This window comes from Streptomyces sp. NPDC017936 (assembly GCF_044328485.1).
GTDB lineage: Bacteria > Actinomycetota > Actinomycetes > Streptomycetales > Streptomycetaceae > Streptomyces.
Window position 1 is genome coordinate 226,425 of the sequence record NZ_JBIRHK010000009.1, and the last position, 22,812, is coordinate 249,236.

Below are 22,812 nucleotides of genomic sequence, written 5' to 3' on the forward strand. Positions count from 1 at the left end.
TTCAGTCCGCTGTCCACTTGGCCGTCCAGCCCTCGTTCTGCACCGAGACGACGTGTTCGGTGCGTTGCGCCAGCCGGTCGGCGTCCTCGTCGGTGGCGGGGCCGAGCCGCTGCCACCAGCGCAGGATGCGTTCCAGCTCGCCGGCGGTCGTGCTGTACTCGACCTGCAGGGCGACGTAGCGGGCGGACGCTCCGTGGGAGACCACCGACGCCGAGACGGCCGCGACGACGGGGATCCAGGCCGCGGCCTGCTCGGCGGCGAAGGCGCCGGCGACCGCGCCGAGGAGCACCGACAGGGCCGCGAGGGCCATGCCCGAGCGGTCGACGCGGCGGGCGCGGCGGGCCATCTGGTCGGCCTTGGGCCGGTAGTAGCCCTCGAGCTGGCCGCGCAGCCGGGCCGTGACGTAGTCGGCCGCGTCGGCGACGGGCGGCAGGGGACGGTCGACGGGCGTGAACTGCCGTACGAGAGCCGTGAGATCGGCCGCCTGGGCCTGTACCGCGTCGGTGCGGCGCAGGAGTTCGTCGTCACGGCCGGCCGGGTCCCGGTAGGGGGACACCCGGGCCAGGTAGACGTAGGCATGGCGCTTGAGCTCCTCGGAGACGGAGCGCAGCCGGGTCCACTCGCGCACCCGGTCGGGGGCGGCGCCACGGGCGACGAGCGGGGCGGCGCCGGCGGCGAGCAGCGCCAGGAAGGCGAGGGTGCGCCCCAGCTCCGGCAAGGGGTCCATGAGTTGGGAGGCGGCCACGCCGAGGACACCGGCGGCCACCGTGCAGGCGAGCGTCACCGCACGGGCCCGGTCGATCGCCGCCCTGCTCCGGTTCGCCGCCTGCGACCAGCTGCTCTGCGCGCGCCAGACGTCCTCTGCCACGGCCGTTCCCCCGACGGTGCTCACACCAAGATTTTGACGCGGCTTCAACTCGCCCGCAATCAGAACGGCTTCAACCGGACAGCAGGGGGTCCACGCCCAGGACGCGTTCGAGCCTGCGGGCGATGTGCCGGATCAGCAGGTCGAGGTCGGCGCAGTACACCGACGGGTTGCGGAATCCGCTGCCCCGCCGGTACCGGTGGGCGTAGTGGCCCCCGCCGCAGACGCGGACCAGCGGGCAGGCGCGGCACTCGTCGCAGAGCGCGGCCTCGCCCAGCTGCCGCGCGGCGATGCCGGGGTGTTCCAGCACGTCGTCGAAGCTGTGGCGGAAGACGTCCATTCCGGTCGCGGGGGCTTCCTGGTAGGCCGCCTTGAGCGAGTCCACCTGTTCGATGACGCCGTCGGTCTCCACCAGGACGGCGGCGACCGGAGACAGCCCGACGGCCTCCGCGCCGCCGGGGAAGCCGAGCAGCAGCCCGATGATCTCGGTGAACAGGCGGATCCGGGTCCGGTACCGGCCGCCGTCGAACCACCGGTCGAAGGCGTGCGCGAGCCATTCCCCGTACGGTGTCGAGCCCGCGCTGGAGGGGCCCTTGCCGGGTGGGGGCGAGGCCCAGTTGGCGTGCGGCAGGAGCAGGTCGAGGGCGGCGGGGCGGAACTCCAGCAGGGAGTCGTAGACCTCGACGGGGTCGAGGCCGAGGTCGATGGTGCACAGGAGGCCGGCGTACGCCTCGGGGTGGCGGGCGAGGACGGCGAGGCCGCGGGTGGCGGCGTCCCAGGAGGGGCGGCCCGCGTGGTCCACGCGCCGCTTGTTGTGCTCGGGGCGGCCGCCGTCGAGGCTGACGCCGATCCGGATGCCGCCCGCCGCGAGCCGCCGGACGACGTCCGCGGTGAGCAGGGTGCCGTTCGTCTGCACGCTCACCTGGATCTCGCACCCGGGGCCGGTGGCGGCGCGCACCGCGGCCCGTACCGCGGCGGCCTGCCGCAGGGCCGTGTCGGCGCCGCCCAGCAGGGGCTCGCCCCCGTGCAGCTCGACGCGGATGCGGTCCAGGCCGTGGGCGGCCACGTGCTCGCCGATCCGCTCGGCGCTGCGGGTCAGCACGGTCTCCGACACGCGTGCCGGACGCCGCCGCCAGCTCGTGTCGGCCGCGGTGTACACGTAGCAGTAGCCGCACAGCAGGTTGCAGCGGCTGTGCAGCTTGAGCACGAACTGGTGGAAGGGAACCGGCGCGGTGCCTGCGCGCCGGAGAGCGGGTACGTCCAGCAACCGGTGCGGCCACGGGGCGGACGCGTGCACGTCGGCCGCGGCCGCCGCTCCCCCTCGGGGACCGTGCGTCACCTCAGGGACTGTCCTCGTAGAACGCGACCCGGTCGCGGTCCTTCTCCCGCTCCAGCAGTTGCCTGAGCACCTCCGTCAGCACGGGGTGGTCCACGTCGCCCCAGAGCGCTTCCGGGCTGCCGTGCGCAGCGGGACAGAGCCGGGCGGCCCGGGCCGGGCCGACGGCCAAGAGCTGTTCCCCCAGCCGAGGATTCGACACAGCACTCCCTCCGTGATCAGCCACGGCAGCTACGGCCGACCCCGCTCCCGTGACGGGCCAATGCTAGGGCAGCCACGTCTATCCTGAGCTGGTATCGCCCCTTCCGCACCGGCGGAGTCCTCGCACGGTGGCGACGTCCGCGGACTTTCGGCGCCCTTCCCCGGCCGCCGGGCCCGGACGGCGGCGTTCCGCGGCGCCCGGAGCCGGCCCGGCCCGGTGCCCACACCCCTCGCGGCCCTCAACTCCCTTAGGCACTTTGCCACTTGAGCCCCCGCTTCACCCGGACGGCGGGCCCCGACCCGGACCTCCCACCGCCGCACAGGTGGGCGCTTGAATGATCGAATGAGCAGGGGGTTATCGTATGAGCGCCACCTAGCTCGAAAGAGATACCTGTGACTGTCAACGAGGACTCGTTCACCGACTGGAAGAACCGCGAGGAGATCGCGGAGTCGATGATCCCGATGATCGGCAAGCTCCACCGGGAGCGGGACGTCACCGTCCTGCTGCACAGCCGCTCCCTGGTGAACAAGTCGGTGGTCAGCATCCTGAAGGCCCACCGCTTCGCCCGGCAGATCGCCGGCGAGGAGCTCTCGGTCACCGAGACGCTGCCCTTCCTGCGGGCCCTGACCGCCCTCGACCTCGGCCCCTCCCAGATCGACATCGGCATGCTGGCCGCGACCTACCGGGCCGACGACCGCGGCCTGTCGGTGGAGGACTTCACCGCCGAGGCCGTCGCGGGCGCCACCGGCGCGAACAAGATCGACCGCCGTGAGGGGCGGGACGTCGTGCTGTACGGCTTCGGCCGCATCGGCCGCCTGGTCGCCCGCCTGCTCATCGAGAAGTCCGGCTCCGGCAACGGCCTGCGCCTGCGGGCCATCGTGGTGCGCGGCGGCGGCGGGCGGGCCTGCGAGGACCTCGTCAAGCGCGCCTCGCTGCTGCGCCGCGACTCCGTGCACGGCCAGTTCCAGGGCACGATCACGGTCGACGAGGCGAACAACAAGATCATCGCCAACGGCAACGAGATCAAGGTGATCTACGCCGACGACCCGACGCAGGTCGACTACACGGCGTACGGCATCAAGGACGCCATCCTCATCGACAACACCGGCAAGTGGCGCGACCGCGAGGGGCTCTCCAAGCACCTGCGGCCCGGCATCGACAAGGTCGTCCTCACCGCGCCGGGCAAGGGCGACGTCCCGAACATCGTCCACGGCGTCAACCACGACACCGTCAAGCCGGACGAGCGGATCCTGTCCTGCGCGTCCTGCACCACCAACGCGATCGTCCCGCCGCTGAAGGCGATGGCGGACGAGTACGGCGTGCTGCGCGGCCACGTGGAGACCGTCCACTCGTTCACCAACGACCAGAACCTGCTGGACAACTACCACAAGTCCGACCGCCGGGGCCGGTCCGCGCCGCTGAACATGGTCATCACCGAGACCGGCGCGGCCTCCGCCGTCGCCAAGGCGCTGCCCGACCTCAAGGCGCGGATCACCGGCAGCTCCATCCGGGTGCCGGTGCCGGACGTGTCGATCGCGATCCTCAACCTCCAGCTCGCCCGGGAGACCACCCGCGAGGAGGTCGTCGACCACCTGCGTGAGGTGTCCCTGACCTCTCCGCTGAAGCGCCAGATCGACTTCATCACCGCCCCGGACGCGGTCTCCAGCGACTTCATCGGCTCGCGCCACGCCTCGATCGTCGACGCCGGCGCGCTGAAGGTCGAGGGCGACAACGCGATCCTCTACCTCTGGTACGACAACGAGTTCGGCTACTCCTGCCAGGTCGTCCGGGTCGTCCAGCACGTCTCCGGCGTGGAGTACCCGACGTACCCGGCGCCCGGCGCCTGACGGACGGTCCGGCCCGCCCGGTCGGGGGCGGGCCGGACGAGACCCCTCACGCCGACGGCGTCTCCGGCCGGCCCGGCTCCGCCCAGTGGGTGTGGAAGGCGCCGGGACGGTCGGTGCGGCCGTAGGTGTGGGCGCCGAAGAAGTCGCGCTGGCCCTGGAGGAGGGCGGCGGGCAGCCGGCCGGCGCGCAGGGTGTCGTAGTGGGCGAGGGCCGCGGAGAACGCGGGCACGGGGATGCCGCGGCGGGCGGCGGAGGCGACGGTCTCCCGCCAGGGCACCTGCGCCTCGGCGATCTCCGCGGCGAACTCCTCCTCGGCGAGCAGGCTGACCAGCTCGGGGTCGGCGGCGTACGCGGTGCGGATGCGGTCGAGGAAGGAGGCGCGGATGATGCAGCCGCCGCGCCAGATCGCGGCGACCGCGCCCAGGTCGATCTTCCAGCCGAACTCGCCCGCCGCGTCCTGGATCATCTTCCAGCCCTGGTCGTAGGCGATGACCTTGGAGGCGTACAGGGCGTGCTCGACCTGTGAGGTGAACCGGGTGGCCTCCGTGCGGCTGAGCGGGGGCGTGGTGCCGCCGGGCAGTCCGGCGTAGGCGGCCCGCAGGCCGCTCTGGCCGGAGGCGGCGCGGGCGAAGGTGGCCTGCGCGATCGCGGTGACCGGGGAGGCCAGGTCGAGGGCGGTCTGCACGGTCCAGCGGCCGGTGCCCTTCTGGCCGGCGGCGTCCGTCACGACGTCGACGAACGGCAGGCCGGTGGCCGCGTCGGTGTGGCCGAGGACCTCGGCGGTGATCTCGATCAGGTAGGAGCCGAGCCGCCCCTCGTTCCAGGTGCGGAAGATGCCCGCGATCTCCGCCGGGGTGTAGCCGGCGACCTGGCGCAGCAGGTCGTAGGCCTCGGCGATGAGCTGCATGTCGGCGTACTCGATGCCGTTGTGGACCATCTTCACGAAGTGCCCGGCGCCGTCGGTGCCGACATGGGCGGCGCAGGGCTCGCCGCCGACCCGCGCGCTGACGGACTCGAACATCGGGCCGAGCACGGCGTACGACTCGGCCGAGCCGCCCACCATGATCGACGGCCCGTTCAGCGCGCCCTCCTCGCCGCCGGAGACGCCGGCGCCGACGAAGTGGATGCCGCGCTCGCGCAGGGCCTCCTCGCGGCGGCGGGTGTCGGCGAAGTGGGCGTTGCCACCGTCGATGATCATGTCGCCGGGCTCCAGCAGCGGGGCGAACTCGTCGATGACGGCGTCCGTGACCGCACCGGCCTGCACCATGATCATCAGGCGGCGGGGGCGTTGCAGCGCGGCCACGAACTCCTCGGCCGTCCCGGCGGGGACGAACGCGCCCTCGTGCCCGAACTCCTCCACGAGCGCGCGCGTGCGGCCCGCGCTGCGGTTGTGCACGGCGACGGTGTGGCCGTTGCGGGCGAAGTTGCGCGCGAGGTTGCGGCCCATCACGCCGAGGCCGGTGACGCCGATGGCAGCGGTTGCGTTCATGAGGTACGTCCCTTGTATCGGTGGCGCGGTCGGGGGGCGGGCGGCCCCTCGTGCCACCAGGTACGGCCCGCGAGCCCGTTCTTCTCGACTCCGGCCCGAAGTGGGGGCGCCTTTCCCGGCGCCCGGGGCGGGACGGACCGGAGGACGGCCTCGCCGAGCCGGCCGGTCCGGTTCGCGCGGCTGCCGGGACGGGTGCCGCCGCCGGGCGCGCGGGACTCCCGGTGCCCCGGCCGGGGAGGGGGAGCCGGCCGGGGTGGTGGACTGCCGGCGGTCGAGGAGGAACCGCCGTTCGCGCCCGGTGGGGTCGTCGCCGTGCGGCGTGGGAGGGACCACTCGGTGAGGTCGCCGCTCAGGGGGACGGCCGCCCGGTGGGCCCGTCGCCCGGGGGGACCCTCGTTCAGGGGGCGCCGTCGCCGTGGGACACCGGAGGGGCCCATGGGGTGGGACCGCCGCGTGGGACGGCCGGGTGAGGCCGTCGGCCGGACCGCGTGTGGCCGAAGCCACGCCGCCGGTGGGGTTCGGGCCATGTCCCCCCGCGGGGACCGCGGGCTACCGTTTCCCTCCGGCCCTTTCCCCGTACGCAGCTCGGACGGCTCTCAGTGCGCGCAGACCTCTCCCCCCTCATCGCGGCGACCGCCCAGTGGCTGACGCGGGCCTACCCGGCCGCCGGCGGCGCGATGGCCTCCGCCCTGTGCGAGGTGCAGGCCCGCCAGGCGGTCACGGTCGCGGCGTGGCTGCGCTACCCGACCGTGATGGACGCGGCGCTGGTCGGCATGGCCGGCCCCGGCGGTTCGGCACGGCTGGACTGGATCAGCGGCGCGGAGACACGCGACGACGTGGAGGCGGACGAGGCGGCCTGGCGCAGCTGGGTCGACGAGGTCGTGGCGAGCTGGGCGGCCTGTCTGCTCACCGACCCCGAGCTGGCCGCGCTGGCCGTGGCCGGCCTGGACGGCGGCGATCACACGACCGGCATCCCGATGGAGTTCCGCCGTCTGGTCGCCCCCGACACCCGCGACCGCCAGGCCGCGGCCCTGCTCCGCCACCCCGACCTCCTCGCCCCCGTGGCCGGGCTGCACCAGGGCCAGTTGCTGGCCCTGCTGGAACCGGGGCAGGCCCTCATCGCCTGAGCGGGCGGCGGCGCGATCCCGGCCGAGCCGTTCCCGGCGCGAGCCGGAGCGAAGGGGTCCCCGGCTCCGTGGCGGAACCGTCGGGGCTCACGGTCGCGGAGGAGCGGCAGCGGCGGGGCTCACGGTCACGGAGGAGCGGCAGCGGCGGGGCTCACGGTCACGGAGGAGCGGCAGCGGCGGGGCTCACGGTCGCGGAGGAGCGGCAGCGGCGGGGCTCACGGTCGCGGAGGAGCGGCAGCGGCGGGGACTCCGGCCCCGCCCCGGTCGACGTCCTGGGGCGCGGGACGGGAAGGACGGAGCCCCGCCCGCCGTCGCACGGGTCCGCACCGCCCCGCCGGGATCGGGGCGTCGTCACGCACCGGGCCGGGACGCGGCGGCCGTGGAGGGTCCGCCGCGTCCTCGTCTCCCGCGGTGTGCGCCGGTGAGCCCGTGCGCTCCGCGGCGGGGCGGTCGCCTCCACCGCCCCGCCGTTCGGCCGTTCAGCCGGTCCGCGCGTGGTCGCCCGTCCCGGCCGGAGGCCTCAGGCGGCCGTCTCCAGGGCCGCCCGCCCCGCCGCTTCCCTGCCCGGCGCCGGCAGGGGCACCGGCCGGGGGGTGCGGCGGGCGCGCAGGAGGAAGCCCGCGCCGATCGAGCCGGCGACGAGCAGGCCGCCGGTGACGAGGGCGCCGCGGGCGCCGGCCAGCTCCATGAGGAGGCCGAGGACGGGCGGGCCGCCCAGGCCCCACACCGTGCCGATGCTGCTCCACACGCCGAGCACGCGTCCCCGCAGGTGGGCGGGCGGGTCGGTCTGGAGGACGGCCGTGCCGGCGGTGTCCGAGACGGACTCCACCACGGCCATAGGGAGGACCATGACCAGCAGGATGGCCAGGGACGGGGATAGGCCCGCCACCACCTGCAACAGCGCACCCGCGGCGGCCAGGGCGCCCACGGCCCTGACCGAGGGCTTGCGCAGCCGGGCGCCGAGGACCGCGCCGAGGATGCCGCCGACGGCGAGCACCGTGGAGACGGTGCCGAAGGCGCCCGGTCCGCCGGCGAGCGGTCCGGTGACGAGCACCGCGAGGGTGAGCCCGTAGTTCCGGCCGAAGACGCCGCTGACGCCGGTGATGCCCGCGAGGGCCACCAGACGGGGCCGGCGCGCGAAGTAGGCCAGGCCTTCCCGCACGGTCAGGTCGGCACGCCGGTCGCGCTGCCGCGGGATCACGGCCCTGCCCGCCGGGTCCTTGCCCGTCCCGCTCCGTGCGCCCGCCCCGCCCCGCCGGGCCGCGCCGGGCGCCGGCCGCAGGAACGGGATGACCGCGGTCACGAAGAGGAACGAGAGCCCGTTCGCCGCGTACGCCGCGGCCGTGCCGAGGAAGCCCACCGTGATGCCGGCCAGCGCCGCGCCGGCGAGCCGGCCCGCGTTGTGGACCAGCGCGCCGACGCCGATGGCGGACGGCACGTCCTCCACGGGCACCAGGTCGTTGCCCAGCAGCGCGCAGGCCGGCCCGTCCACGGTGGCGATCGTGCCGGTGACGGCGGCCAGCACCATCAGCGACGTCATGTCGAGCCGGTCCAGCGCGACGAGCACGGCCGTGGTGAAGGCGACCGCGCCGAGGAGGGCCTGGCTGACGGCGGCCGTGAGCTTGAGCGGCCAGCGGTCGACGGCCGCGCCGCCCAGCATGCTCATGAAGAGGGCGGGGGCGGCCTGAACCGACATGGACAGGCCGGTCGCGGCGGCGGAGCCGGTGATCTCCAGGACGAGCAGGTTCTGGACGGTGAGCTGCATCCAGGTGCCGGCGTTCGACAGGAAGTTCGCCGCGGACCACCAGCGCATGCTGCGGTGCCTCAGGGACCGCCACGGCGAACGGGACGCCTTCCCGGCGACGGCGGCGGTGGCCGGAGGGCGCGCCGCGTCGGGCGGCGCGGCGGTGTGCGGGGCAGGGGGCGGGGAGGAGGCAGGAGGAGAAGACACAGTGCGGTACCCAGGGGCGAGCGAAGGTCACAGGAACGGCGGAACCGGGGGACGCCGGCTGCGCTGCGCGGTCACTCCACCTGATCGGTCACGGCGCGGACCATCGTGGCAGACGGGGCGGCGGAGGCGGCGGAGTCGCCCGCCGCGGTACCGCCCCGCGGAACGCAAACGCCTTGGCCCTTCGGGCACTTGCCCGGTCACGTGGGGTTGCTCACAAGCCGCCCGGCACCCGGACGTGCGGAAGGCCCGCCGCGAACGGCGGGCCTTCCTCCCGGGGGCCGCGGACCGGCCCCCGTCGACGGGCCGGTCGCCGAAGACCGGCCCTCACCCTCCGGCGGCCCGCCCACGGGCCCGCCGTCAGGGACGGGTCCGCGCTGCCGCACGCGCCGACGGGCCTTCCCCCGGGAACGAACCCGCCTCCCGTGCCCGCCCGACGGGCCCGCCACCGGCAGTAGGCCTCCCCTGCTCGTCCCGCCGCCCGGGGCCGCCGCCTGTGCGGCGGCCCCGGGCGGCGGACGCTCGGGGCCGGTCTCAGCTCTCCTTGCCGCGCCCGGTCAGCGCGTCCCGCATCCGGTCGATCATGCCGACGCCCGGCGCCAGCAGCTTGTTGGCCGGCGGCTTGTCCGGGGCGGACGGGTGGGGGCGCGTCGGCGCCGTCTTCTTGGCCTGGCGGACCTTGTCGCCCAGGTCGTCGAGGGCGTCCGCGGGACACGCCGCCCGCAGCCGGGGGAAGAGGTTGTCCTCCTCGTCGGCCACGTGCTCGCGGATCTCGCTCATCAGCATCCCGATCAACCGGTCGAACTCGGCGTCGCCCGCCTCGCAGCCCTCCAGGTCCTTCATGATCTGTTCGGCCTCGGCGTGGTCCTCCAGCTCCTTGTCGGCCAGGGCGTCCCCGCCGGACACGTGCTCGCGCACGGCCGGGTAGAGGTAGGCCTCCTCCGCCACGGAGTGCCGGACCAGCTCGATCGTGACCTGGTCCGCGTACAGCTTGCGGTCCCCGTGTCCGGACGGCAGCGCCTCGATCTTGCCGAAGAGCTCCTCGACCTCGCGGTGATCGGTCACCAGTTCGTCGATGACGTTCCCACCATGACCCATGTCCTTCACCTCCAGCCTGGGCACGACGGCTCCGGGTCGGATCCGCCGGGGGCCCGAGTGCCCCGCGTCGCGGGCTCGACACCGGTTCTCACCGGAACGGCGGTACCTCTGGCGCCCGTGGGGCCGGCGTGGCCCATGAGTCGCGCGTGCGTCGGTGCGTGAGCACAATGGGGATCAAGATGTGAAAGCTACTGGTACGGGAATCCACGCCAGGGCCGTCGGGACCACGGCGGTCCGGCCGGGACGGCGCCGGCGATCGGCGCGATCCGTCTCCGGCGTCCCGGCGTCCTGCTCCTCGACCGTCTCCCCCGCCTCCCGTGCCGCCCCGGGCCCCGTGCGCCGTTCCCCGGCGCTTCCGGGTGCGGCTGAAGGGTGTCCCATGACCGAAGCGATCCCCCGTCCGCCCTGGCGTCGCGCCGTGGTGACCGGCGGCGCCGGTTTCCTCGGCAGCCACCTGTGCGAGCGCCTGCTGAGTTCGGGTGCCGAAGTCGACTGCGTGGACAACCTGGTGTCGGGTTCACACCGGAACATCGCCCACCTCGTGGGCCGCCCCGGGTTCCGCTTCGTCGAGTGCGACGTGTCGGCGCCCGAGTGCCCGGGGCGCCTCACCGGGCCGTACGACCTGATCCTGCACTTCGCCTGCCCCGCCTCCCCCGCCGACTACCTGCGGCTGCCCCTGGAGACGCTCGACGTGGGCAGTCTGGGCACCCGGAACATGCTGTCCGTCGCGGAGCGCGACGGGGCACGCCTGCTGCTGGCGTCGACGTCGGAGGTCTACGGCGACCCCCTGGTGCATCCGCAGCGGGAGGACTACTGGGGCAACGTCAACCCCGTCGGGCCGCGCAGCGTGTACGACGAGGCAAAACGGTTCTCCGAGGCGCTGGTGACCGCCCACGTGCGGGCCAGGGGCACCGACGCCGGAATCGTCCGGCTGTTCAACACGTACGGGCCGCGGATGCGCGCCCACGACGGCCGGGCCGTCCCGACCTTCGTCTGCCAGGCGCTGGCCGGCGAGCCCCTGACCGTGGCGGGCGACGGCGGTCAGACGCGGTCGCTGTGCTACGTGGACGACACGGTGGAGGGGATCCTGCTGGTGGCCGCGAGCCACTCGGTCCGGCCGGTCAACATCGGCGGCAGCGACGAGGTCGCGGTCCGTGACGTGGCGCGCCGGGTGGTGGAGCTGACCGGTTCCTCCTCACGCATCGAGTTCGTCGACCGCCCGGTCGACGATCCCCAGCGCCGCCGGCCGGACACCACCCTCGCCCGGGAGCTGCTGGGGTGGGCGCCCAGGGTGCCCTGGGAGGAGGGGATCAAGCACACGATCGCCTACTTCGCGGCGACACGGCCGACCGGGGAGCCGGCACCGCGGGACTGAGCCGTCTTCCACCACGCCCACGGAGGCACCGCATGCGCGTTCTGGGAATCAACGCCCTCTTCCACGATCCCGCCGCCGCCCTCGTCATGGACGGCAGGATCGTGGCGGCCACGGAGGAGGAACGTTTCAGCCGCCGTAAGCACGGCAAGCGGCCCGTCCCCTTCTCCGCCTGGGAACTGCCCGAGCTGTCCGCCCGCTGGTGCCTGGAGCAGGCCGGGCTCGCCCCGTCCGAGCTGGACGCGGTCGCCTACTCCTACGATCCCGGGCTCGCCCGTCCGGCCGAGCGGCTGGGGCTGGACGACCCCTGGGACCACCTGCGCCAGGACTACGCGCGCCGCGCCCCCGAGTTCCTCGCCGAGGCCCTGCCCGGACTCGACCCGGCCAAGGTCCGCTTCGTCCCCCACCACGTCGCGCACGCCGCCTCGGCCGGCCAGGCCTCCCCCCACCCGGACTGCGCCGTCCTCGTCCTCGACGGGCGCGGCGAGTGCGGCTCCCACCTCGCCGGCCGCTACGCGAACCGGGAACTCACCGTGCTCGCCTCGCAGTCGCTGCCCGACTCGATGGGACTGTTCTACGAGGACCTCACCCAGCACCTCGGATTCCTGCGCAGCAGCGACGAGTTCAAGGTGATGGCCCTCGCCTCCCACGGGGAGCCGCGCTTCCTCGACCGGCTGCGCGAGCACGTCGGCGCGGACGGCCGGGGCGGCTTCCGGGCCCGGCCCGTCCCCTGGTCCTCGCTGGTGCCGCCGCGTCCGGCGGGCGCCCCGTGGAGCCGGGACCACGCCGACCTGGCCGCCAGCGCGCAGGCCTGTCTGGAGGAGGTGCTGCTCGCTCTGGTGCGCTGGCTGCACGAGCGCACCGGTGAGGACGTCCTGACGCTGGCGGGCGGGGTGGCCCTCAACTGCGTGGCCAACACCCGCCTGTACCGGGAAGGACCGTTCGGGCACGTCTGGGTGCAGCCGGCGGCCGGCGACGCGGGCACGGCGCTCGGCGCGGCGCTGCACGTCGCCCACCAGAAGGAGACGGTGGAGGCCATGCCGACCGCCGCCCTGGGCCGCGGCTGGAGCGACGCCGAACTGCGCGCGTGGCTGGAGCGGGCCGCCGTCCCCCACGAGGAGCCCGACGACATCGCCGAGACCGTCGCCGAGGAGCTGGCCCGGGACGGTGTGGTGGCCTGGTTCCAGGGCCGCAGCGAGTACGGTCCCCGGGCCCTCGGCCACCGCTCGCTGCTGGCCCATCCCGGCCGCGCCGAGAACCTCGAACGCCTCAACGCCGTGAAGGGGCGCGAGGAGTTCCGCCCGGTGGCCCCCATGGTCCTGGCGGAGCGGGCCGCCGACCTGTTCGACGGGCCGCTGCCCAGCCCCTACATGCTGTTCGTGCACGAGGTCGCCGCGGCGTGGCGGGAGCGGATCCCCGCCGTCGTCCACGTGGACGGCACGGCCCGGATCCAGACCGTGGACCGGGCGGACGAGCCGCTGGTGGCACGGATGATCGACGGTTTCGAGCGCCGCACGGGACTGCCGGTGGTGGTCAACACCAGCCTCAACACCGCGGGCCGGCCGATGGTCGACGACCCGCGCGACGCCCTGGAGTGCTTCGGGTCCGCGCCCGTGGACCTGCTCGCGCTGGGACCGTTCGCGATCCGCCGGAAGAGGGTGTTCGCATGACGGACCGCACGGACGGCTCCGCCGCGCCGGCCGCCCCCGCCTACTCCGTCGTCGTGCCGACGATCGGGCGCCCCTGCCTGGCCGGCTGCCTGCGCGCGCTGGCCGCGGCCGTGGGCCACCCGCCCGAGGAGGTCGTCGTGGTCGACGACCGCCCCACCGCCTCCGGGGAGCTGCCGCTGGAGGCGGCCGGTGTGCTGCGCGGACGGGTCCGCACCCTGCGCACGGGCGGACGGGGTCCGGCCGCCGCCCGCAACGCCGGCTGGCGCACGGTCGGCACGCCGTGGACGGTGTTCCTCGACGACGACGTGCAGGTGCTGCCCGACTGGTCCCGCCGCCTCGCGGAGGACCTCGCCGCGGCCGGCACGGCCACCGCCGGCGTCCAGGGCCGGCTGACGGTCCCCCTGCCCGCGCACCGCAGGCCGACCGACTGGGAGCGGGGCACGGCGGGGCTGGAGCAGGCCGCCTGGGCCACCGCCGACATGGCGTACCGCACGGCCGTGCTGGCCGACGTCGGGGGGTTCGACGAGCGGTTCCGCCGGGCCTTCCGCGAGGACGCCGACCTGGCGCTGCGCGTCCACCGGGCCGGGTGGACCCTGCGCCGCGGCCGGCGCACCACCCGCCACCCCGTCCGCCCGGCCGACCGCTGGGTGTCGGTGCGGGCGCAGCGCGGCAACGCCGACGACGCCCTGATGAACCGGCTGCACGGCCGCGACTGGTGGACCCGCGCCGGAGCACCCCGCGGGCGGCTCCCCCGGCACGTGCTGGTGACGGCCGCCGCGCTCACCGCGTCCGCCTGCGCGCTGGCCGGCCGCCGCCGCGCCGCCGGCGTCGCCGGCGCCCTGTGGACGCTGGGCACGGCCGAGTTCGCCCTGGCCCGGATCCGCCCGGGCCCGCGGACCCGGCACGAGATCACCACCATGCTCGGCACGAGCGTCCTCATCCCCCCGCTCGCGGTCGGCCACTGGCTCCTGGGCCGGGCGCGGCACCGCGGGGCGCTGCCGGTGGGGGGCAGGCCGTGAGGCCCCGCACGACGGGCCGCCCCGCGGCGGCCGGCGGCGCCCGGGGGCGGGCCGTGCACCCCCGTGCCGCGGCCCCGGCCGCCGCGCGCCGGGACGCGGACCGCCCGGACACGGGCACCGCGTCCCGGGCCCCCACCCCCGTGGCCGCCGTCCTCTTCGACCGGGACGGCACCCTCGTCGAGGACGTCCCCTACAACGGCGACCCCGACCGGGTGCGTCCGATGCCCGGGGCCGGGGAGGCCCTCGGCCTGCTGCGGGCCGCGGGCGTCCCGACCGGTGTGGTCAGCAACCAGTCGGGCATCGGCCGCGGGCTGCTCACGCACGCCGACGTGCGGGCCGTCAACGACCGGGCGGACGCCGTGCTCGGCGGGCTGGACACCTGGGTGTACTGCCCGCACCTGCCCGACGACGGCTGCGCGTGCCGCAAACCCCGGCCGGGTCTCGTGGTCGAGGCGGCCCGGCGGCTGGGGGTGGCTCCCCGGGACTGCGTGGTGATCGGCGACATCGCGGCCGACGTGCTCGCCGCCCGCGCGGCGGGCGCCCGGGGCGTGCTGGTGCCCAACGCGGCGACGCTGCCGCGGGAGGTCGCGTCGGCGCCGCTCACCGCGCCCGACCTGCCGACGGCCGTCCGCCTGGTGCTCGCCCGGACACCGGGAGGCGGGTCATGAGGGCCCTGGTCGTACGCCTGGACAGCTTCGGCGACGTGCTGCTCGCCGGGCCCGCCGTCCGCGCGGTCGCCGCGCACTGCTCCTCGGTGACGATGCTGTGCGGCCCGCGCGGGGAGCCCGCCGCCCGGCTGCTGCCCGGAGTGGACGAGGTGATCGTGTGGGAGGCGCCCTGGGAGGGCGTGGACCCGCCCCCGGTCCGGGAGGCCGACGTCGAGGACCTGGTGCGGCGGCTGCGGGAGGCCGCGTTCGGCGTCGCGCTCGTCCTCACGTCGTTCCACCAGAGCCCCCTGCCCACGGCCCTGCTGCTGCGGCTGGCCGGCGTGGCGCGGATCGGCGCCGAGAGCGTCGACCACCCCGGCAGCCTGCTCGACGTCCGGCACCGGCGGCTGCCCGGCCGGCACGAGGCGCAGGCGGCGCTCGACACGGCCGCCGCGCTGGGGTTCCTCCCGCCCGCCGGGGACGACGGCCGGCTGCGTGTGCTGCCGCCGCCCGACACCGTCGCGCTGACCGGCAACGGGCCGTACGTCGTCGTCCACCCCGGGGCCAGCGCGCCCGCCCGGGCCTGGGGCGCGGAACGCTGCGCCGAGGCCGTGGCGCTGCTCGCCGACGCCGGTCACCGCGTGGTCGTCACCGGTGGCCCCGGCGAGACGGACCTCACCCGGCGGGTGAGCGGCGGCACGGCGGTGGACCTCGGCGGCAGGACGGAACCGCGCACCCTGGCGGGCGTCCTGCGCACGGCCGACGTCGTCGTGTGCGGCAACACCGGCCCCGCCCATCTGGCCGCGGCCGTCGGCACCCCGGTCGTGTCCCTGTTCGCGCCGGTCGTCCCGGCGGATCGCTGGGCGCCGTACGGCGTGCCCGGCGTGCTGCTCGGCGACCAGACGGCGCCCTGCGCGGACAGCAGGGCACGGAACTGCCCCGTTCCGGGACACCCCTGCCTGAGCGAGGTCACGGGCCAGGACGTGGTGCAGGCGGTGCGGAAACTCCTCGAGGAGCGCGCATGAACATCCTTGTCTGGCACGTGCACGGCTCGTGGCTGACGTCGTTCGTCCAGGGCCCGCACACCTTCCTCGTCCCGGTGACGCCCGACCGGGGGCCCGACGGGCTCGGGCGGGCCCGGACCTGGGACTGGCCGCGCACGGTGCGGGAGGCGGGCCCGGACGAGCTGCGCGGGGCCGCGATCGACCTGATGGTGCTGCAGCGGCCGCACGAGCTGGAACTCGCGCGGGAGTGGACGGGGCGCCGGCCCGGCGTCGACGTGCCCGCCGTGTACGTCGAGCACAACAGCCCGCACGAGTCGGCCGTCGACACCCGCCACCCCCTCGCCGACCGCACCGACGTCACGCTCGTGCACGTCACCCACTTCAACCGGCTGATGTGGGACAACGGCCGCGCCCCGACCACCGTGATCGAACACGGCGTCATCGACCCCGGCCGCCTGTGGACGGGCGAGGAACCGCGCGCCGCGGTCGTCGTCAACGAGCCCGTGCGGCGCGGCCGTACGACCGGGACGGACCTGCTGCCCGGCTTCGCCCGCACGCTGCCGCTGGACGTCTTCGGCATGCGGACGGAGGGACTCGCGGACCACCTCGGACTGCCGCCCGGCCGGTGCCGCGGCCGGGACCTGCCGCAGGGCGACCTGCACCCGGCGATGGCCCGCTGCCGCCTCTACCTGCATCCGGTCCGGTGGACGTCGCTCGGCCTCTCCCTGCTGGAGGCCATGTTCCTCGGCATGCCGGTGGTGGCTCTCGACACCACCGAGGTGCGCGAGGCGGTGCCCGAGGGAGCAGGCGTGGTCTCCAACCGGTTCGACGTGCTGGAGGACGCCGTGCGCCGCTTCGCCGCGGACCCGGCGCACGCCCGCGCGACGGGGGAGGCCGCCCGGGCCGCGGTACAGGCCCGCTACGGAGAACGGCGTTTCCGGGACGACTGGGAGCGCCTGATCAAGGAGGTCACCCGATGAGCCCCAGCCACCCGACGGCCGGCCGCGTCGCCATGGTCTCCGAGCACGCCAGCCCACTGGCCGAGCTCGGCGGCCCGGACGCGGGCGGGCAGAACGTGTACGTGGCCCGACTCGCCGGGCAGCTGGCCCGCCGGGGCCACGAGGTCACGGTGTACACGCGCCGTGACGGCCCCGGGCTGCCGGAGCGGATCACCACACCGGACGGGGTGCGGGTGGTGCATGTGCCCGCCGGACCGCCGACTCCGATACCCAAGGACGAACTCCTGCCGTACATCCCGGAGTTCGGCGCGTGGCTGGCGCGGGAGTGGGCCGCGGAGCCGCCCGACGTGGTGCACGCGCACTTCTGGATGTCCGGGATGGCCGCGGTGGCGGGGGCGCGCGCCCCGGGCGTGCCCGTGGTGCAGACGTACCACGCGCTCGGCACGGTGAAGAAGCGGTACCAGGGCGCCGCCGACACCAGTCCGCCGCAGCGCGTCGCGATCGAGACGGCGGTGGGCCACGAGTGCGCCGGCATCATCGCCACCTGTGCGGACGAGGTGCGCGAGCTGGTCGCCATGGGGCTGCCCCGCGACCGTGTGTCCGTCGTGCCCTGCGGGGTGGACCCGACGCTGTTCGTGCCGGTCGCCGGCGCCCGGCGGTCCGCGTCCGCGCCGCGCCGGCTGCTCTCGGTCGGCCGGCTCGTCCCGCGCAAGGGCTTCGACCGGGCGATCCGCGCCCTGGCCGGGGTGCCCGACGCCGAACTCCTCGTCGTGGGCGGGCCCGAGCGGGCCCTGCTGGGCGCCGAGCCGGAGGCCGAGCGGCTGCGCGCGATCGCCGAGGAGAGCGGGGTCGCCGACCGGGTGACGCTGCTGGGCGGGGTGAACCCCGCGCGGATGCCCCGGCTGATGTCCGGCGCGGACCTCGTGCTGTCCCTCCCCCGTTACGAGCCCTTCGGCATCGTCCCGGTCGAGGCGATGGCCTGCTGCGCGCCGGTCGTCGCCACCGCCGTCGGCGGGCAGCTCGACACCGTCGTGGACGACGTCACGGGCGTCCTGGTGCCGCCCGCCGCACCCGACGGCGACGATCACGACCTCGCGGCCACCCTCCGCGGTCTCCTCGACGACCCGGCCCGGCTCGCCCGGTACGGCGCCGCCGGCCGGCGCCGCGTCCTCGCCCGCTACACCTGGGACCGCGTCGCCGACGGCGTGACCCGGGTCTACGGCGCGGTGTCCTGTGTCCCCTCGCTCTCGGGAGTCGTCCGATGAAGACCGTCACCGACGCAACGCACTGCGACGACCTGATGAAGGCGCTCGGGGACTTCCGCGAGTACGCCTCCCCCGTCCTGCGGCGGTGGGGCACCGGCCTCGCCGACCGGCTCGGGGCGGGCGCCCGGCTGCTGGTCGCGGGCAACGGCGGCAGCGCCGCGCAGGCGCAGCACCTGAGCGCCGAGCTGGTCGGCCGCTACCGCGACGACCGCCCGCCGTTCTCCGCGCTCGCCCTGCACGCCGACACCTCCTCCACGACCGCGATCGCCAACGACTACGGCGTCCAGGACATCTTCGCCCGGCAGGTCGCCGCGCACGGCCGGGCCGGGGACGTCCTGGTGCTGCTGTCCACCAGCGGCGCGAGCGAGAACCTGCTCGTCGCGGCGAAGGAGGCCGGCCGTCTCGGGGTGACCGTGTGGGCCCTCACCGGTCCGGCGCCCAACCCGCTGGCGGGGGCCGCGGACGCGGCGCTGTGCGTGGCGGCGGCGACGGCCGCCACCGTCCAGGAACTGCACCTCGTCGCCGTCCACATGCTCTGCGAGTCCTTCGACCTCAGGGTGGAACGGCGCATGGCCGTCGAGCGGCCGGCGCACGCCGGCCGGTGGACGGCCCCGGCGGGCAGGGACGGCGCATGAGCGCCCCGGCCCCGCTGCTCGTCGTGGGGGACGCGCTGCTCGATCACGACCTGTGCGGGCGGGCCGAGCGCCTGGCTCCCGACGCGCCCGTGCCGGTCGTCAGCGAGGCGCGGCGCGTGTCCCGGCCCGGAGGAGCCGCGCTGGCGGCCACGCTCGCGGCGGCCGACGGCAGGCCCGTCACCCTGGTCACCGCGCTCGGCGACGACGAGGCCAGCGCGTGCCTCGCCGGGCTGCTGGCCGACCGGGTCCGTCTGGTGCGGCTGCCGCTGACCGGCGCGCTGTCCAGCAAGACCCGCGTCCTCGCGGAGGGCACTCCCCTGCTGCGCCTGGACGAGGGCGAGGGGCGGGCCCGGGAGGCGACGGACGAGGCACGCCGGGCGGTCGCCGAGGCCGGTGCCGTCCTGGTCGCCGACTACGGCCGGGGCGCCGCCGAGGTGCTGCGCGGGGTGCTGGAGCCGGCGGCCGCGCGGGTGCCCGTCGTCTGGGATCCGCACCCGCGGGGGGAGACGCCGGTGCCCGGCGTCCGGCTCGTCACCCCGTCCGCGAGCGAGGCGCGTACCTTCGCCGGCGGCGAGCCGCCGGGGGACGCCGGCCCGCTGCAGACGGCGGCGCACGACGCCGACACGCTGGTCCGGGCCTGGAGGGCGGCCTCGGTGGCCGTCACCCTCGGCGGGCGGGGCGCCCTGCTGTCGCACGGCGACACCCCGCTGCTGGTGCCGTCGCCGGTCACCGCCGAGGGCGACGCCTGCGGGGCCGGCGACCGGTTCGCCGCGGCGGCCGCCGGACTGCTGGCGGACGGCGAGCTCACCGAGACCGCCGTCCGGGGAGCCGTGCACGCGGCGACCCGGTACGTCGCCGAGGGAGGCGTCCGCGCGCTCGCCGCGGACCCGGCGGCGGCCCCGGCCGCGCTCCCGCCGGCCGACGGCGACCCGACGCGGGACGCCCTGCGCACCGCCGCCCGGGTCCGGGCCGCGGGCGGCACGGTCGTCGCCGCCGGCGGCTGCTTCGACCTGCTGCACGCCGGTCACGTCGCCCTGCTCCAGGCCGCCCGCCGCACCGGGGACTGTCTGGTGGTGTGCGTCAACTCGGACGCGTCCGTGCGCCGCCGCAAGGGCGCCGGACGGCCGTTGGTCCCGGTGGCGGACCGGCTGCGGGTGCTGCGCGCCCTGGAGTGCGTGGACGCGGTCGCCGTGTTCGACGAGGACACCCCGGAACGGCTGCTCTCCGTGCTGCGCCCGCACATCTGGGCGAAGGGCGGCGACTACGCGCTGGAACGGCTGCCGGAGGCCCCCCTGGTGGAGAGCTGGGGCGGGCAGGTCGTGCTGTTCCCGTACCTGGACGGCCGCTCCACCACCGGCATCGCCGAGAAGGCGGCGGGGGCGCCCCGGCCCGCCGGCCTGGCGCCCGGACGGGAGCGCGGGTGACGTCCGTACGGCGACGGCCCCGCGTGCTGGTGCTGCGCGCGCTGGGCCTCGGCGACCTGCTCGCCGGGGTGCCCGCGCTGCGCGGTGTCCGCAGGGCCTTCCCCGGTCACGAGGTCGTGCTGGCGCTGCCCCCGGCCCTGCGCGAGGCCGCGCTCGCCACCGCGACCGTGGACACCGTCCTGCCGGCCGAGGCGCCGCACCGGGGCGTGCCGTCGCTCGCCCACTGGACGGGACCGCCGCCCGACCTCGCCGTCGACCTCCACGGCAACGGTCCGGCCAGCCGTGACGCGCTCGCCGCCCTCGCCCCCCGCCGGCTGCTGGCCTTCGCCCTGCCGGGCCCCGGGACCCCCGCCTGGCGGCCGGACGAGCACGAACGCGCGCGCTGGTGCCGCCTCCTCGCGGCCCACGGCATCGCCGCCGACCCCGACGACGTGCGGCTGCCCCCTCCGGCCGGGGCCTCCCCGGCGCCGGGAGCGGTGGTCGTCCACCCGGGGGCCGAGTCCGCGTCCCGCCGCTGGCCGGCCGAGCGTTACGCGGCCCTCGTGCGGGAGCTGCGGGCCGGCGGGCGCCGGGTCGTGGTCACCGGGGGCCCGAAGGAGGACGCGCTGGTCCTGGACGTCGCCGGCCGGGCCGGTCTGCCGGAGCGCGACGCGCTGCGCGGCGGGCTGCCGTTCGGCGCGCTGTCGGCGCTGGTGGCGGGCGCGGCGCTGGTCGTCAGCGGCGACACGGGGCTCGCGCACCTCGCGGTGGCCCACGCCACGCCGTCCGTGACGCTCTTCGGGCCGGTGTCCCCGCGCCTGTGGGGTCCGCCCCGCCGCGCCCGGCACGTCGCCCTGTGGAAACCGGGACCGCCCGGCGATCCGCACGGCGACGTCCCCGACCCGCTGCTCCTGCGCATCCGGACCGACGAGGCCACCGCCGCGGCCCTGGCCCTGCTGCGCCCCGGCGGAACCGCCCGGAGGGAGGAGGAGGCCCGTGTCCGCTGACCCCGTCCGCACGGCCGAGCCCGTCCGGGAGGCACCGGACGACCGGGTCACCGTCGCGGTGATCACCCGGAACCGGTGTGCCGGAGTCCTGCGGACCCTGGACGCCCTGACCGCGCTGCCGGAGCGCCCGCCCGTCATCGTCGTCGACAACGGCTCGGACGACGCGACCTGCGAGGCCGTACGCCGCCACCCCTCGGCCCCCCGCGTCCTCACCCCCCGGCGGAACACCGGCGCCGTGGGCCGCAACCTCGCCGTGCGGCAGGCGGCCACCCCGTACGTCGCGTTCAGCGACGACGACTCCTGGTGGACGCCGGGCGCGCTGCGCCGGGCGGCGGACCTGCTCGACGCGTACCCCCGCCTGGGGCTGGTGGCCGCCCGCACCCTGGTCGGCCCCGAGGGGGCGGAGGACCCGCTGAACGCCGTGCTCGCCGCCTCTCCCCTGCCGGACGAACCCGACCTGCCGGGCCGTCCGGTGCTCGGTTTCCTGGGATGCGCGTGCGTGGTGCGCCGGGACGCCTTCCTCGGCGCGGGCGGCTACCACCCGCTGCTCTTCTTCGGCGGCGAGGAGACCCTCCTCGCCTACGACCTCGCGGCCGCCGACTGGGGCGTGACGTACGAGCCGACGCTGACGGCCCACCACCATCCGGCGCCCGGGGGGCGTGACGGACGGCAGCACCTGTTCCGCCGCAACGAGGTGCTGACCCTGTGGCTGCGCCGCCCCCTCACCGTGGCCCTGCGCGCCACCGCGGGCCTCACGGCCGCCGCGCTCGCCGGTGAGCCCGGCTCCCGGCGCGCCCTGGGGGAGCTGGCGGTGCGCCTGCCCGCCGCCCTCGCGCGCCGCAGGCCCCTGCCTCCCGCGGTGGAGCGGGCGGCCCGGCTGCTGGACCGGGACCGCCCGCAGGGCGGGCCGGCATGAGCGCGGACGCGCGGCGGGACGCCCGGACCACGGTGGTGGTGATCACCCACAACCGCCGCGCCGAGCTCCTGCGCACCCTCGCCCGCCTGCGCGAGCTGCCGGAGCGGCCCTCGGTGGTCGTCACCGACAACGCCTCGTGCGACGGCACGGCCGAGGCGGTCCGGCGTGACTTCCCCGAGGTCGTGCTGCTGGAGCCGGGCAGGAACCTGGGCGCGGTCGGACGCAATCTGGCGGTGCGCCGGGTCCGGACGCCGTACGTGGCGTTCTGCGACGACGACACCTGGTGGGAGCCGGGCAGCCTGCGGCGGGCGGCGGACCTGCTCGACGGGCGGCCGCGTCTGGCCGGGGTCACGGCCCGGATCGTCGTCGAGCCGTCCGGCGCCGAGGACCCCGTCGTCGAGGAGCTGCGGGAGTCGCCCCTGTCCGGGCCGGACTTCCTGCCGGGACCGGCCCTCGGCTCCTTCCTCGCCGCCGCCACCGTGCTGCGCGCCGACGCCTTCCGCGCGGCGGGCGGCTTCCACCCCGGTCTGTGGCTGGGCGGCGAGGAGGAACTCCTGGCCACCGATCTGCTGCGGCAGGGCTGGTGGCTGAGCTACGTCGCGGACCTGACGGTCCACCACCAGGCGTCGGCGGCCAGGGACAGCACGGCGCGCCGGGTCCTGGGGATCCGCAACACGCTCTGGTTCACCTGGCTGCGCCGCCCGCTCCGGCCGGCCCTGCGGCGCACCGCCCACCTGATGGCCACGGTGCCGCGCGACGCGGCCTCGGTGCGCGCCTTCGGGTACGCGGCGGCGGGTCTGCCCTGGGTGCTGAGGCAGCGCGCCCCGGTGCCGCCGGAGCTCGAGCGCCGGCTGGCGGCGCTCGAACGCGCGCGCAGATCATCGCCGGGGGGGGGGGGGGGGGCGGGGGGGGCGGGGGGGCGCCGGGGGGGGGGGGGGGGCGGGCCGGGGCCGGACGGCACCGGGCGCCGGCCCCCCCCCCCCCACCCCCCCGGCGGCGGGCG

At 76.4% G+C, this 22,812-nt stretch carries 19 protein-coding genes and 1 pseudogene; 14 read left to right on the forward strand and 6 right to left on the reverse strand.

Annotated elements, in window-relative coordinates:
* Position 1: 1 nt before the first annotated feature.
* The 3 genes from ACH4F6_RS20840 to ACH4F6_RS20850 form a co-directional block, all read right to left on the reverse strand.
* The gene (locus ACH4F6_RS20840; RefSeq protein ID WP_397961735.1) at positions 2-868 is read right to left on the reverse strand and encodes a DUF4231 domain-containing protein; all 867 of its coding nucleotides are present in this window, start codon (positions 866-868) and stop codon (positions 2-4) included.
* A gap of 70 nt (positions 869-938) precedes the next feature.
* On the reverse strand, positions 939-2,204 hold the full coding sequence (locus tag ACH4F6_RS20845) for an FxsB family cyclophane-forming radical SAM/SPASM peptide maturase (RefSeq protein WP_397961736.1): 1,266 nt from the start codon (positions 2,202-2,204) through the stop codon (positions 939-941).
* 1 nt (position 2,205) lies between these two features.
* Positions 2,206-2,403 carry a hypothetical protein gene (locus ACH4F6_RS20850; protein ID WP_397961737.1) on the reverse strand — a complete coding sequence of 66 codons (198 nt, stop codon included), beginning with the start codon at positions 2,401-2,403 and terminating at the stop codon, positions 2,206-2,208.
* Positions 2,404-2,795: 392 nt separating this feature from the next.
* Here ACH4F6_RS20850 and ACH4F6_RS20855 point away from each other — a divergent pair, with 392 nt between their 5' ends.
* A complete protein-coding gene (locus ACH4F6_RS20855; RefSeq protein ID WP_397961738.1) occupies positions 2,796-4,250 on the forward strand; it encodes a glyceraldehyde-3-phosphate dehydrogenase in 1,455 nt (484 codons plus the stop codon).
* Positions 4,251-4,296: 46 nt separating this feature from the next.
* On the opposite strand, the gene gndA is transcribed toward ACH4F6_RS20855, so the two are convergent.
* A complete protein-coding gene (gene gndA, locus ACH4F6_RS20860; protein WP_397961739.1) occupies positions 4,297-5,739 on the reverse strand; it encodes an NADP-dependent phosphogluconate dehydrogenase in 1,443 nt (480 codons plus the stop codon).
* A 599-nt stretch (positions 5,740-6,338) separates the two neighbouring features.
* Here gndA and ACH4F6_RS20865 point away from each other — a divergent pair.
* Positions 6,339-6,866, forward strand: a complete 528-nt coding sequence (locus ACH4F6_RS20865) for a hypothetical protein (RefSeq protein ID WP_397961740.1) — start codon at positions 6,339-6,341, stop codon at positions 6,864-6,866.
* Between the two features lie 520 nt (positions 6,867-7,386).
* On the opposite strand, the gene ACH4F6_RS20870 is transcribed toward ACH4F6_RS20865, so the two are convergent.
* On the reverse strand, positions 7,387-8,679 hold the full coding sequence (locus ACH4F6_RS20870; RefSeq protein ID WP_397961741.1) for an MFS transporter: 1,293 nt from the start codon (positions 8,677-8,679) through the stop codon (positions 7,387-7,389).
* A 669-nt stretch (positions 8,680-9,348) separates the two neighbouring features.
* On the reverse strand, positions 9,349-9,912 hold the full coding sequence (locus ACH4F6_RS20875; RefSeq protein ID WP_397961846.1) for a hemerythrin domain-containing protein: 564 nt from the start codon (positions 9,910-9,912) through the stop codon (positions 9,349-9,351).
* 379 nt (positions 9,913-10,291) lie between these two features.
* Here ACH4F6_RS20875 and ACH4F6_RS20880 point away from each other — a divergent pair, with 379 nt between their 5' ends.
* The 12 genes and pseudogenes from ACH4F6_RS20880 to ACH4F6_RS20935 all read left to right on the forward strand — a co-directional run.
* Positions 10,292-11,287: an NAD-dependent epimerase/dehydratase family protein gene (locus tag ACH4F6_RS20880; protein ID WP_397961742.1), complete on the forward strand. Its 996-nt coding sequence runs from the start codon at positions 10,292-10,294 to the stop codon at positions 11,285-11,287.
* A 32-nt stretch (positions 11,288-11,319) separates the two neighbouring features.
* Positions 11,320-12,954 (forward strand): carbamoyltransferase, encoded by a 1,635-nt coding sequence (locus ACH4F6_RS20885; protein WP_397961743.1) that lies wholly within the window; start codon positions 11,320-11,322, stop codon positions 12,952-12,954.
* Complete coding sequence (locus ACH4F6_RS20890; protein ID WP_397961744.1) at positions 12,951-13,973, forward strand: glycosyltransferase family 2 protein; 1,023 nt, start codon at positions 12,951-12,953, stop codon at positions 13,971-13,973. The genes ACH4F6_RS20885 and ACH4F6_RS20890 overlap by 4 nt, the downstream gene beginning before the upstream one ends.
* Positions 13,974-14,113: 140 nt before the next feature.
* Entirely contained in the window at positions 14,114-14,641 is a 528-nt protein-coding gene (locus ACH4F6_RS20895) for a D-glycero-alpha-D-manno-heptose-1,7-bisphosphate 7-phosphatase (RefSeq protein ID WP_397961847.1), read from the forward strand.
* Positions 14,638-15,645: a glycosyltransferase family 9 protein gene (locus ACH4F6_RS20900; RefSeq protein ID WP_397961745.1), complete on the forward strand. Its 1,008-nt coding sequence runs from the start codon at positions 14,638-14,640 to the stop codon at positions 15,643-15,645. The genes ACH4F6_RS20895 and ACH4F6_RS20900 overlap by 4 nt, the downstream gene beginning before the upstream one ends.
* Positions 15,642-16,604 carry a glycosyltransferase gene (locus ACH4F6_RS20905; RefSeq protein ID WP_397961746.1) on the forward strand — a complete coding sequence of 321 codons (963 nt, stop codon included), beginning with the start codon at positions 15,642-15,644 and terminating at the stop codon, positions 16,602-16,604. Before ACH4F6_RS20900 ends, ACH4F6_RS20905 begins: the two co-directional genes overlap by 4 nt.
* Positions 16,601-17,848, forward strand: coding sequence for a glycosyltransferase (locus ACH4F6_RS20910; protein WP_397961747.1), 1,248 nt, complete (start codon positions 16,601-16,603; stop codon positions 17,846-17,848). The genes ACH4F6_RS20905 and ACH4F6_RS20910 overlap by 4 nt, the downstream gene beginning before the upstream one ends.
* The gene (locus tag ACH4F6_RS20915) at positions 17,845-18,483 is read left to right on the forward strand and encodes an SIS domain-containing protein (protein ID WP_397961749.1); all 639 of its coding nucleotides are present in this window, start codon (positions 17,845-17,847) and stop codon (positions 18,481-18,483) included. Before ACH4F6_RS20910 ends, ACH4F6_RS20915 begins: the two co-directional genes overlap by 4 nt.
* Entirely contained in the window at positions 18,480-19,907 is a 1,428-nt protein-coding gene (rfaE2, locus tag ACH4F6_RS20920) for a D-glycero-beta-D-manno-heptose 1-phosphate adenylyltransferase (protein ID WP_397961750.1), read from the forward strand. The genes ACH4F6_RS20915 and rfaE2 overlap by 4 nt, the downstream gene beginning before the upstream one ends.
* Positions 19,904-20,893, forward strand: a complete 990-nt coding sequence (locus ACH4F6_RS20925; RefSeq protein WP_397961751.1) for a glycosyltransferase family 9 protein — start codon at positions 19,904-19,906, stop codon at positions 20,891-20,893. The genes rfaE2 and ACH4F6_RS20925 overlap by 4 nt, the downstream gene beginning before the upstream one ends.
* Positions 20,883-21,809, forward strand: coding sequence for a glycosyltransferase family 2 protein (locus tag ACH4F6_RS20930; protein ID WP_397961752.1), 927 nt, complete (start codon positions 20,883-20,885; stop codon positions 21,807-21,809). The genes ACH4F6_RS20925 and ACH4F6_RS20930 overlap by 11 nt, the downstream gene beginning before the upstream one ends.
* Positions 21,806-22,693: pseudogene (locus ACH4F6_RS20935) on the forward strand (glycosyltransferase family 2 protein); the annotation flags it as partial. The gene ACH4F6_RS20930 and the pseudogene ACH4F6_RS20935, both read left to right, overlap by 4 nt.
* Positions 22,694-22,812: the final 119 nt, after the last annotated feature.